Genomic DNA, 12228 nt, shown 5'->3' with positions numbered 1-12228 from the left:
AACCATAAGCCGCCGTTACCGCAGCAACGGATATGTACTCGATCAACCAACCAACCAACCCAAAACCCAAGCCCAAATAAAAGGCCTCGAACTAGCGAGGCCTTTTATTTGGGCTTCAATCTCTTCAACTCTGTGGCCTCATCCCTTGGGACATCCCAAACATGAACAACAACAACTCATGATCAGGCTTGGCCGCGACACCGACCTTGGCGATCCGCGGCATCGGGCATTGCTGCCCGACACCCTGCACCGCACTGAGAACTTGTGTCCGGGGCTGCTCCCAGGCAGCCAGGGCCAGGGCAGCTATGCCCAAAGCCCCCAACAGAAACAAACCTCGTGCAATTTCTAGCTTCATTACGTTAAACCCTTGATAGCGCTGCCAAACGCCGTCTCGTAAAAGTAGCTGAGTTTCTGCCAGTCCGTAGCATTCCACGACGAATGGCGGCGCAACTGCAACATGTCATGCCGGGCCGCCCGCAAAGCGGTCAAGCGCTGCCGGCACTTCTCGAAATCCAGCAACGCCACCTCAACCTTCGCCGCGTCACCCTCACCCGTCACCCGCACAAAGATATGCTTGATATACAGGCAACCATGCTGCCAACGCCCCTTGTGCATCCGCGCCAACGTACCCGCGAGTTCCTTGAGCAAACGCTCATGCACCAACTCGCCATACTGCTCACGACCACCCGCGGCGTACCAGTTTTCGATCTCGTCGAAACCGTCCAGCGACGCCGTGACCAACAACGCCTTCCATTGGTGCTCAGGATCGCGACGGGCCTCGCAGAACACCAACTCCGGCACGCGTACATCCAGCAAGCGCAGGCCCTTCAGGGCGTCACGCTCACGCAACACAGTGGGGCGCCCAAACGGATGGAGCCAACTACGGTAGATATGACCGGTCTGGCGCTTGCTGTAGAGCAAACGCCCATTGGTGCCCGTTACCCGTTGCACACCACTTTCACCGCCACGACGACGATTGGGCTCTTCGACCCACTCGCCCTGCTGGCGCCAGAAATAATCAAATCGCTCTTCGGGAGCTACTTCACTACCTGGTAAACACTCGACAGCCATCCTGTTACCTCTTGCGCAATACATACACTCGCCACATGGCGTAGAGCGGTATGAAGTCCAGAGATTCCTGAACACGGAAACCGGCCTGCTCAAACTCTGCCTCAACAGTAGCAGCCGGTAACACAAACCGATTTTGGTAACCTTCCTGCTCACCCTTGTTGCGACGCCGCACTTCGGCACGCTTGCGTTTCCAAGCCTTGAAGTTGCCGTCCACCCACAGCGAGATAATCACGCTGTCACGGGTAACACGCTGAAATTCGCGCAGTATTGCCAGCCTGTGCTCGGGGTCACCAATGTGGTGCATCAAGCGCATGCAGAAAATACTGTCGACCGCGTTATCTGGCAAATCGATATCAAAGGCAGACGTCTGCAAGGGGCGTACCCGTTTCACCACATCCGCCGGCTGGGCGACGGTGGCAATCTTCAACATCGACGCGGAGTTGTCGGCGCCGATGATCACGCGGTTGGGCTTTTCTGCCAGCAACGGCCAGAAACGCCCGGCACCACATGGCAAATCCAGCACCAGGCCAGGCTCACCGGCCATGGCCAGCGCACCACGGGCCAATTGCTCGTCGCGTTTGTGGGACAACCGGCGAGCCAGATTGTCCTGATGTTTGAGTAAATAATTCTGCGCGTGCTGATCGTCGTACTTTTCGGAAAATTCGAGCTTGATCGGGGTAGGCATCACCGGGTCTCCAGTTACTGATGCCTACAACCTTAAAAAGAATCCTGTGATCAACAGGTCAACACGTTGTGAAAAACTTGTCCTGTCGAATCGTATACATTACAAAACTTTGCAGACACAAGTCGTGGCATGGTGCCATCTTCGGCGAAAATCAGGAAGTCTGTCGCAGCTTAGCGGCAGGGCAGGCATCAGGCTTTGACCTGACTCAATTCGACGTGAAAGCGGCAGCCGTTGGGCTCCATGGTGCTGAGGCTGACGCTCCAACCCTGGTTCTCGCAGATGCGCTGAACCAAGGACAAACCAAGGCCAAGGCCTTCACCGCGCTTTTCACTGCCACGCACAAACGGTTCGAACATCGCTTCGCGCTTGTCCTCGGGAATGCCCACGCCAGTGTCTTCCACCACAAAACCGCTCGGTTCCAGGGTAAGGCGGATCAAGCCATGCTCGGTGTAGTGCAGGGCATTACGCAACAGGTTGCCCATGACCGCGTGCAGGAAGGTCGCGTTGTAGCGGGTATCCAGTGGATTGCCCGGTTGATAGATCAGCTCAAGGCCTTTGCGCTCGATCGGCTCACGCCAGATCCCCAGCAAGTCCTCGGCCACCTGGGCCAGGTTGGCCTGGGGCGACATGCCGGCCTCCTCGCGCTGGGCACGGGCCAGCATCAGGAAGGTCTGCACCAGTTCGCGCATTTCTTCACAGGCCCGCGCAATGCGCTCGACCTGCTTGCGGCCGCGCTGGTCAATCGCGGGGTTCTCCAGCAACAGCTCGCAGGAACTGGCGAGCACCATCAGCGGGGTGCGCAATTCGTGGCTCACGTCACTGGTAAACAGTTGCTCCCGGGACAATGCCTGGCGCAAACGGCCCAGGGTGGCGTCGAAGGCCACGGCCAATTCGCCGACTTCATCCGCGGCGTAATCCGGCGCCAGCGGTGGTGCCAGGCCGAGTAACTGGTCGCGGTGCCGCACCTGGCGGGCCAGACGCACCACCGGCGCCATTACCTTGCGCGCCAGCACCCAGCCGAGGAATACCGCCAGCGCCAGGCTGAGTACAAACCCCACCAGCACCACGGCAAACAGCACGCGCTCGCGCTCTTCGAAATCGCTCTGGTCTTGCAGCAGGACATAACGGCGGCCGTCGACCACCTCGACCATGGCATGGTAGGACAGCGCCTCCCGAAACACCTCGTGAAAACCAGGCTCCAGATGACGCAAGTCCTTGGGCAGTTCGAAATCGCCGGGGCCGCCGCTGAAGTAGAACAACTGGTCGGGCTCCGGGCGATGGCTCCAGTCCTCGACGCTGTCCATCAGCAACAGGCGTTGCAAGTCACCGCCCAGGCCTGCCGAAATGAGTTTTTCTTCCACCAGGTGCACCGTTGCGACGATGCCCATGGCGAAGGCCCCCGCCACCAGCGCGCTCATCAAGGCGAAGGCGATGATGATCCGCTGGGCAAGGCTTTGCTTAAACTCCATCACGACCCTCGGCCAGGCGATAACCCACACCGTGCACCGTTTGCAGCAACGGCTTGGCGAAGGGTTTATCAATCACCTGACGCAGCTGATGGACATGGCTGCGCAGGCTGTCGCTGTCCGGGCAGTCATCGCCCCACAGGGCTTCTTCAAGAATCTCACGGCGCAATACATGCGGGCTTTTCTGCATCAGCACCGCCAACAACTTCAGGCCGACCGGGTTGAGCTTGAGCAGGCGCCCTTCGCGGGTGACTTCCAGGGTGTCGAGGTCGTAGTTCAGGTCACCCACTTGCAAGGCACGGCGCCCGCCACCCTGGGCACGACGCAGCACCGCTTCGATACGCGCGGCCAGCTCCGACAGCGCAAACGGCTTGAGCAGGTAGTCATCGGCGCCGGACTTGAAGCCCTGCAGCCGGTCATCCAGTTGGTCGCGCGCAGTGAGCATGATCACCGGCGTGTCGCGGCGCGCGTCTTCACGCAGGCGTTTGCACAGGGTGTAGCCATCAATGCCGGGCAGCATGATGTCGAGCACGATCAGGTCGTAATGTTCGGTGGCAGCCAGGTGCAGGCCCGACAAACCGTCCTGCGCACAGTCTACGGTGTAGCCCTTCAGCCCCAGGTAATCGGCCAGGTTGGCCAGAATATCGCGGTTGTCTTCAACCAATAAAATTCGCATGGGCAGTGTCTCCGTACGCGGTAACGGCCGTGTTGGCTCGCGCAGCTTAAGGCCAAGTATGGCTCACGGCTAGGCCTGAAGGCCGCGCCGATTACTGTTTTCAACCGATTGGGGAACTTAACGAGTTTTTCACTATAGGTTCACAAGCTGACTACAGTGTCAGCGCGAAGATCGCGCCCATCGAAAATAAGGAACGTTGACATGGGTTTTCCAAAAACGGCGCCAATGCGCTATTTGCTGTTGGTGACCGGTGCCTGGCTGGTGGTTTTTCTACTGACCCGCAGCGTGCTGCTGGTAACCCATCTGGATGAGGTGAGCGGCAACCTGCTGCCGGTATTCGGCGTAGGGCTGCTGTATGACCTCGGCTTCCTCGCCTATGCCGCCCTGCCCCTGGGCCTGTATTTGCTGCTGTGCCCACCGGGGTTGTGGCGCCTTCGTGGCCATCGCTGGTTCCTGCAGGCGGTACTGACCGTCAGCCTGTTCGCCATGCTCTTCACCAGCGTGGCCGAATGGTTGTTCTGGGACGAGTTCGGCGTGCGCTTCAACTTTATTGCCGTGGACTATCTGGTGTACTCCAAAGAGGTGTTGAACAACCTGCTGGAGTCGTATCCGATCGGCAAGCTGCTGAGCCTGCTGGCGGTGATGGCGATTATCTTGAGCCTGGCCTTGCGTAAACCGTTCAACGCGGCGATGAACTCGCCGTTGCCTGCGATGCGCAAACGCCTGCTCAACGCCCTTGGTTTGTTGGTGGTGGCCGGCCTGAGCCTGCAACTGATCAACCAGGACAGCCCGCGCAGCCAGGGCGGTAACGCCTACAACAACGAATTGGCCAGCAACGGCCCCTATCAGTTCTTCGCCGCTTTCCGTAACAACGAACTGGACTACACCCAGTTCTACAAGAGCCTGCCGGCGGATGTAGTCGCCAAGCAGTTGCGCGCCGAACTCAGCGAGCCCAACGCACGGTTTATCGGCACGGATCCGCTGGATATCCGTCGCGCCATTACCAACCCGGGCACGCTGCGCAAACCCAACATCGTGCTGGTGACCATCGAAAGCTTCAGTGCCAAGTACATGGGCAGCAACGGCGACCCGAATAACCTCACGCCCAACCTCGATGCGCTGCGCAAACAGAGCCTGTACTTCAATAACTTCTACGCCACCGGCACCCGCACCGACCGTGGCCTGGAAGCCATCACCCTGGCCATCCCGCCAACGCCCGGGCGTTCCATCGTCAAGCGCATCGGCCGGGAAAGCGGTTTCGGCAGCCTCGGCCAGCAGCTCAACGCCATCGGCTACGACAGCGTGTTTGTCTACGGCGGCCGGGGCTACTTCGACAACATGAACGCGTTTTTCAGCGGCAACGGTTACCGCGTGGTCGACCAGAGCAGCGTGCCCGAATCCGAAATCAGCTTTAAAAACGCCTGGGGCATGGCCGACGAAGACCTCTATAAACAGACGCTGAAACTGGCGGACGCCGACTACGCCAAGCAGCAACCATTCCTGCTGCAACTGATGACCACCTCCAACCACCGTCCGTATACCTATCCGGCTGGCCGCATTGATATCAAATCCGGTGACGGTCGCGACGGCGCGGTGAAGTACACCGACCATGCCATCGGCCAGTTCCTGGAGGCGGCGCGCCAGAAACCCTGGTTCGACAACACGATCTTTATTTTCGTCGCCGACCACACGGCGGGCAGCGCCGGCAAGGAAGACCTGCCGATGGTCAATTACCAGATCCCGCTCTTCATCTACGCACCCAAACTGGTAGACGCCGGCGAGAACGCGAAGCTGGCCAGCCAGATCGACCTCGCCCCGACCCTGCTGGGCTTGCTGAACCTGAGCTACGAGTCGACGTTCTTTGGCCGCAACCTGCTGCAGGACAACCCGCTGCCGCCACGGGTAGTGGTCGGTAATTACCAGTACCTGGGGTTGTTCGACGGCAAGGACCTGGCGATTCTCAGCCCGCGCCAAGGCTTGCGTCGGCATGACCAGGCCCTGGGCGACAGCCACGAAATCCGCGTTGGCAGCGATGACCCGTTGATCCAACGGGCCATCACCTACTACCAGGGCGCCAGTTATGACTACAAGCAACAGTTGCTGAGCTGGAGGGTGCCCAAGGACGAGGCTCCCCAAGTGAGTACACGCTAACCAGAATGCCCCGGCCAGGTCTGACCGGGGCTTTTTTTAGAGTCTGAGTTCGCCATGCACGCAATCGCTGTTCGTCCGTTATCCCAACCCCTCAACTTCTGGCTGTGCCTCGGTGTGCCTGCCGTTCTGGCGGTGGCCATGTTGCTGCTGGAGCTGACGTCGCTGGACATGGACATCGCCAGGCTGTTTTACGACGCGTCCGAAGGCGGCTTCGTGGGCCGGCACAGTTTTTTTCTGGAGGACATTCTTCACGACCGCGCCAAGCAGTTGGTGATCGTGTTTTCGGTGCTGGCAATCGCCGGGTTTGCCGGGGCCTTTGTCTTTGAGCGGCTCAAACCCTATCGCCGGGAACTGGGCTGCCTGGTGCTGTCGCTGGCACTGGCCACCTCGTTCGTTTCACCGTTGAAGACGGTGACCGGGGTGCAATGCCCGTGGAGCGTCAAGGAGTTTGGCGGCCAGGAGACGTACAGCGAGCTGCTGAGCCCCAGGCCGCCGACCGACAAGCCTGGCCGTTGCTGGCCGGGCGGGCATGCGGCGACCGGGTTTGCGCTGTTTGCGTTGTTTTTTGCCCTGAGGGATCGCCGACCGCGGATGGCGCGCTCGGCGTTCCTGTTTGCGCTGGGCCTGGGCACGGTGCTTTCGGTGAGCCGCACGATGCAAGGGGCGCACTTTCTTTCCCACAACGTGTGGACGGCAATTTTCAGCTGGCTGATTTGTTTGGGCGCCTATTACTTCCTGCTGTACCGGCCGGTGAAAACACCGCAGCCCGCCTTCCGCAAGCAGCCCGTGACGCCGTGATGAACAGCCCTTGCCTAGCCGGGGGCAAGGGCGCAACACTCTGCGCACTTTTTGGCAACGATCCTGCTGAGCCATGTCCGATACCCTGTTGCTGATCGAAGACGACCTGCCCCTGGCGGCACTGACGGCCGAGTTCCTGCGCGCCGAAGGCTTTACCGTCGCAGTGGAACACCGTGGCGACCACGCCGCCCAGCGTATCCAGGATGAACAACCGGCACTGTTGATCCTCGATGTGATGCTGCCGGGCATCGACGGTTTTACCCTGTGCCGACAGATTCGCGACCACTACCCTGGGCTGATCCTGATGATGACGGCCCTGGACGAGAACGCCGAACAATTGGTGGGGTTTGCCGCCGGGGCCGACGACTACGTGGTCAAGCCAATCGACCCGCAACTGTTACTGGCAAGGATCCGCTCGCTGCTGCGCCGCCATCCCCAGGCCCCCCGCAGTTACTACCAGTGGGGCGCTTTTCGGCTGGACCTGAACAACCACTTCGCCTGGCTTGGCGAGGCGCCCTTGCAGTTTTCGGTGGCCGAATTCGAGTTACTCGCCATCTTTGCCCGCCATTGCGGCGTATTGCTCACGCGGGAAAAGCTGCTCCAGCGCCTGCGCGGCCTGGAGTACGACGGGCTGAACCGATCGATTGATATGCGGGTGTCGCGCTTGCGCAAAAAGCTGATGAGCCTTGAGTGCCCCGTGACCATCCAGACCATCACGGCGCAGGGATACCTGTTCGTCGAAATCCCGACCGGGAGCCAGCATGCTGTCTAAAGTCCGCCCGTGGATGGCCATCGCGGCCGGCACCAGCTGGGCCGCCCTCACTTTTTACCTGTTGTGGTTGTGCTCGAACGCCTCGGTGTTTATCGGGGACTACAGTTTTCTGCGGCTGATGGCCGGGCCGGGTTATCTGGTTGCCGAGCAACTCAAGGCCTTGCCCGCCGAACAACGGGAGGCGCGCATCGAGTCACTGCAAGCACGCTTTCAGTACCCGGTGAGCCTGGTGAAAAAGGATGATATCGAGCTGCCGCCTGAAGCTATTGTGATGCTCGACCACCATCAGCCGGCGCAGAACAGTGATGAGGACGTCACCTACTTCCCGCTGGACGATGACACGGTGATTCAATTCGGCCCCTTGTGGGGAACCGCCGAAGTGAAGGACTTGCTGCAATATCCGGTGTACTGGGTGACCGCCTGTGTCGCCGGCCTGCCGGTACTGCTGTTTCTCTGGATTGCCCTGCGTGCCCGGCGCAAATACACCCATGACCTCGATGCCCTTAATGCCTGCATTGCTACCCTCGCCCGCTCGCCCAACACGCTGCTGCCCGCGATGAGCCAGGAGTGGGCGCCGCTGCTGCTGACCTTGCAACGGCATGCGCTGGATATCAGCTCGATGGGCGAACGCCACCGGGAGGTTTCCCAGGCGGTGTCCCACGAACTGCGCACACCCCTGGCGCGGATGCGTTTTGCCCTGGCACTGCTGAGTAAAAGCGCCGACCCCGACACCCGCACCCGCCTGCAAGAGCGCCTGCAAACCGACATCGAAGAGCTGGAGTCGCTGGTTCGCGCCAGCCTCGCCTTTGCCCGGCTGGCCGACGCACCCAGCGACCTGCAGCATGAGCCGATCAATCTCCATGCCTGGCTGCAGCAGGAGTTTGCCCTGCTGGACGGGCACCATCGCTTGCTGACCCTGGACACCGACCCGGCCGACCTGGAACTGATCGGCGACCGCGCCCTGCTGCATCTGATCGTGCGCAACCTGTTAAGCAACGCCATTAACTACGCCCGCGAACGGGTGAACGTCAGCGCTGCGTGCCAGGGCGAGCACCTGGTGCTGCATGTGGATGATGACGGCCCGGGCGTGCTGCCGGAAAACCGCGAAAAGATCTTCGAACCCTTCGTGCGCCTGGCCATGGGCGGCGACGAGCCCAGCGGTTTTGGCCTCGGCCTGGCACTGGCCAAGCGCGCCACCCATTGGCACGGGGGTGAGCTGTCGATCACCCGCAGCCCGTTGGGCGGCGCACGCCTGACCCTGACCCTGGCACTGCGCCCGGCCTAGGCTGTTACAGCCTGTGACAGTGGAACATCCGCGCTGCCGCTAACCTCGCGACCTTGCCCTTTGGATCAGGTTGGAGAGTCAGCTCATGCGTCACCCTAGACGGCATCTGCCCACGCTGCTGTTATCACTGTGCATGGCCGCCGGTTCATGGTCAGGCGGCGTTGCGGCCCAGAATGTCCACGCGCCCTACTACCCCGGCACCATCCTGCCCAATCGCCAGCCCCAGGCGATCATGGATCAACAACTGGTCACGTTCTACAAGGACTGGAAGGCGGTTTACCTGTCGGGGGAATGCGGCAGCGGCCGGTATTTCATCAAGGTCAACGCCGACCACAAACCCGTGGGTGGTGGCGCCGCGCCCAACACCATCACCGTGTCCGAGGCCCATGGCTACGGCATGCTGCTTGCTGTGATGATGGCCGACTACGATGACCAGGCCCAACGAATTTTCGACGGCATGGTGCGCTACTTCCAGGATCACCCGGCAGCGTCCGATCCCGGCCTGATGGCCTGGAACCAGACCGAGGGATGCAGTGACTCCACCGATCCTTTCCGTGGCGACGTCAGTGCCACCGATGGCGACCTGGACATCGCCTACGCCCTGCTGCTGGCGGATCAGAAATGGGGCAGCGAGGGCTCCATTGACTATCGCAGCGAGGCCAACACGGTGATGGCGGCGATCATGAAACACGAGGTGCACCCCAGGACTCAGCACCTGATGCTCGGCGACTGGGCCGGTAGCGACGGTGACGCAGAGCTTGAGTACACCACCCGCAGCTCGGACTTCATGCAGTCGCACCTCTACAGCTTTTTCGCCATGACCGGGGACAAGCGCTGGCAGGCGGTGCGCGACAAGACCTATTCGATCATCAGTGACTTTACCCAACGGTACAGCGCCAACAGCGGGCTGGTGCCGGACTTCATCAGCCACCTGGACACCTCGATCACCCCGGCGCGGCCCGAACTGGTGGAAGGCCCATACGACGGCAGCTATTCGTGGAACGCGGCCCGCTACCCTTGGCGCATCGGCCTGGATTACCTGATGTACGGTGACCCGCGTGCGCTGTACACCCTGACCACCTTCAACCGCTGGGCACGCGCCACCACCCACGATGAGCCGGGCAACTTCAACAGTGGTTACCGGATCGACGGCAGTTCAATCGAGGAAGCGCAGAATGAGCCAGCCTTTGTGGCGGCGCTCGGGGTCAGCGCAATGATCAGCCCCGACAATCAGCTGTGGCTCAATAACCTTTGGGACAACCTGCAACGCCGGTCCATCCGTGACCATGACTATTACGGCAATACCCTCAAACTGCTGGGCATGGTGGTCATGTCCGGCCATTGGGAGCGGCCCCAACCGGCGCCCCTCAAAAAAACCGCACACGTGCCTGTCCATCCGTCATCCGGCTCTGCGGCACCGGGACCCGTGGCATCTTTGCCGCCCGCCTCGCACCTGATGCTGGCTCGCGGCTTCATGTTCAAGAAACTGCTGGGGCGTCGCGGCGTCAGCTGAGGCGTGCGCGTAAAGAGAGACGCGGAGCGTCCCTGGCGGCATTCCCACGCAGAGCGTGGGAACGATCAGCATAAAAAAACCCCGCCTGCATCGCTGCAGGCGGGGTTTTTCAGTATCGGGGTAAGACTGGCTTACATCATGCCGCCCATGCCGCCCATACCGCCCATGTCTGGCATACCGCCGCCAGCTGGAGCATCTTCTTTGATCTCGGCGATCATTGCTTCAGTGGTGATCATCAAGCTGGCAATCGACGAAGCCGCTTGCAGAGCCGAACGAGTCACTTTAGCCGGGTCCAGGATGCCCATTTCGATCATGTCGCCGTATTCGCCGGTAGCAGCGTTGTAACCGAAGTTACCCGAACCCTGCTTGACCTTGTCGACCACTACGCTTGGCTCGTCGCCGGAGTTGGCAACGATCTGGCGCAGAGGTGCTTCAACAGCACGACGCAGCAGAGCGATACCGACGTCCTGGTCAGCGTTGTCGCCTTTGAGCTCGGAGATAGCCTGCAGAGCGCGAACCAGTGCCACGCCACCGCCAGGTACCACGCCTTCTTCAACGGCTGCACGAGTAGCGTGCAGGGCGTCTTCAACGCGGGCTTTCTTCTCTTTCATTTCAACTTCGGAACCCGCGCCAACCTTGATCACTGCAACGCCGCCGGACAGCTTGGCCAGACGCTCTTGCAGTTTTTCACGGTCGTAGTCGGAAGTGGTATCAGCCACTTGAGCGCGGATCTGGGTAACACGTGCCTGGATGTCAGCTTCAACACCAGCACCGTCGATCACGGTGGTGTTTTCCTTGGTCACGGTGACGCGCTTGGCATTACCCAGGTGTTCCAGGGTAGCGCTTTCCAGGCTCAGGCCGATCTCTTCGGAGATAACGGTACCGCCAGTCAAAACAGCGATGTCCTGCAGCATGGCCTTGCGACGATCGCCGAAACCAGGTGCCTTGACAGCAACCACTTTCACGATACCGCGCATGTTGTTCACAACCAGAGTCGCCAGGGCTTCGCCTTCAACGTCTTCGGAAACGATCAGCAGTGGGCGGCCGGCCTTGGCAACAGCTTCCAGAACTGGCAGCAGTTCACGGATGTTCGAGATCTTCTTGTCAACCAGCAGGATCAGTGGGCCGTCGAGCTCGGCGGTCATGGTGTCTGGCTTGTTGACGAAGTACGGGGACAGGTAGCCACGGTCGAACTGCATGCCTTCAACAACCGACAGTTCGTTTTCCAGGCCCGAGCCTTCTTCAACGGTGATCACGCCTTCTTTACCGACTTTTTCCATGGCTTCGGCAATGATGTCGCCGATGGAGCTGTCGGAGTTGGCCGAGATGGTGCCGACCTGAGCGATTGCCTTGGTGTCAGCGCATGGCTTGGACAGGGACTTCAGCTCTTTGACAATGGCGATGGTCGCCTTGTCGATGCCGCGTTTCAGGTCCATCGGGTTCATGCCGGCAGCGACGGCTTTCAGGCCTTCGTTGACGATCGACTGAGCCAGGACGGTCGCGGTGGTGGTGCCGTCGCCTGCGTCATCGTTGGCACGGGAGGCAACGTCTTTGACCAGCTGCGCGCCCATGTTTTCGAAGCGATCTTTCAGCTCGATTTCTTTGGCGACGGAAACGCCGTCCTTGGTGATGGTCGGAGCGCCGAAGCTCTTCTCGATGATCACGTTACGGCCTTTAGGGCCCAGGGTCGCTTTTACTGCGTCAGCCAGGACGTTCACACCGGCGAGCATTTTCTTACGGGCGGAATCGCCGAATTTAACTTCTTTAGCAGCCATGATCGATATTCCTTAAATACTTTGTAGTAACGGGAA

At 60.4% G+C, this 12228-nt stretch carries 11 protein-coding genes; 5 read left to right on the top strand and 6 right to left on the bottom strand.

Annotated elements, in window-relative coordinates:
• Positions 1-124 precede the first annotated feature (124 nt).
• The 5 genes from HX818_RS00550 to colR form a co-directional block, all read right to left on the bottom strand.
• Entirely contained in the window at positions 125-355 is a 231-nt protein-coding gene (locus tag HX818_RS00550) for a hypothetical protein (RefSeq protein WP_008433604.1), read from the bottom strand.
• Positions 355-1071, bottom strand: a complete 717-nt coding sequence (locus HX818_RS00545; protein ID WP_023659223.1) for a lipopolysaccharide kinase InaA family protein — start codon at positions 1069-1071, stop codon at positions 355-357. The genes HX818_RS00550 and HX818_RS00545 overlap by 1 nt, the downstream gene beginning before the upstream one ends.
• A 4-nt stretch (positions 1072-1075) precedes the next feature.
• Positions 1076-1756 carry a class I SAM-dependent methyltransferase gene (locus HX818_RS00540; RefSeq protein WP_008433602.1) on the bottom strand — a complete coding sequence of 227 codons (681 nt, stop codon included), beginning with the start codon at positions 1754-1756 and terminating at the stop codon, positions 1076-1078.
• 188 nt (positions 1757-1944) lie between these two features.
• Complete coding sequence (locus tag HX818_RS00535; RefSeq protein WP_102369809.1) at positions 1945-3225, bottom strand: HAMP domain-containing sensor histidine kinase; 1281 nt, start codon at positions 3223-3225, stop codon at positions 1945-1947.
• Entirely contained in the window at positions 3215-3898 is a 684-nt protein-coding gene (colR, locus tag HX818_RS00530) for a two-component system response regulator ColR (protein WP_003208587.1), read from the bottom strand. Before colR ends, HX818_RS00535 begins: the two co-directional genes overlap by 11 nt.
• A gap of 201 nt (positions 3899-4099) precedes the next feature.
• Here colR and HX818_RS00525 point away from each other — a divergent pair, with 201 nt between their 5' ends.
• The 5 genes from HX818_RS00525 (at position 4100) to HX818_RS00505 (ending at position 10417) form a co-directional block, all read left to right on the top strand.
• Complete coding sequence (locus HX818_RS00525) at positions 4100-6049, top strand: LTA synthase family protein (protein ID WP_177019285.1); 1950 nt, start codon at positions 4100-4102, stop codon at positions 6047-6049.
• A 54-nt stretch (positions 6050-6103) separates the two neighbouring features.
• On the top strand, positions 6104-6847 hold the full coding sequence (locus tag HX818_RS00520; RefSeq protein WP_177019284.1) for a phosphatase PAP2 family protein: 744 nt from the start codon (positions 6104-6106) through the stop codon (positions 6845-6847).
• A 73-nt stretch (positions 6848-6920) separates the two neighbouring features.
• Positions 6921-7619: a response regulator transcription factor gene (locus HX818_RS00515; RefSeq protein WP_102369812.1), complete on the top strand. Its 699-nt coding sequence runs from the start codon at positions 6921-6923 to the stop codon at positions 7617-7619.
• The gene (locus tag HX818_RS00510; RefSeq protein ID WP_177019283.1) at positions 7609-8904 is read left to right on the top strand and encodes a HAMP domain-containing sensor histidine kinase; all 1296 of its coding nucleotides are present in this window, start codon (positions 7609-7611) and stop codon (positions 8902-8904) included. The genes HX818_RS00515 and HX818_RS00510 overlap by 11 nt, the downstream gene beginning before the upstream one ends.
• A gap of 85 nt (positions 8905-8989) precedes the next feature.
• Positions 8990-10417: a glycosyl hydrolase family 8 gene (locus tag HX818_RS00505; protein WP_177019282.1), complete on the top strand. Its 1428-nt coding sequence runs from the start codon at positions 8990-8992 to the stop codon at positions 10415-10417.
• 131 nt (positions 10418-10548) lie between these two features.
• On the opposite strand, the gene groL is transcribed toward HX818_RS00505, so the two are convergent.
• The gene (gene groL / locus HX818_RS00500) at positions 10549-12192 is read right to left on the bottom strand and encodes a chaperonin GroEL (RefSeq protein ID WP_003208597.1); all 1644 of its coding nucleotides are present in this window, start codon (positions 12190-12192) and stop codon (positions 10549-10551) included.
• Positions 12193-12228 lie beyond the last annotated feature (36 nt).

The organism is Pseudomonas sp. F9001, from assembly GCF_013385435.1.
In the GTDB taxonomy this organism is placed as follows: domain Bacteria; phylum Pseudomonadota; class Gammaproteobacteria; order Pseudomonadales; family Pseudomonadaceae; genus Aquipseudomonas.
This window is presented reverse-complemented; position numbering and strand designations above follow the sequence as displayed.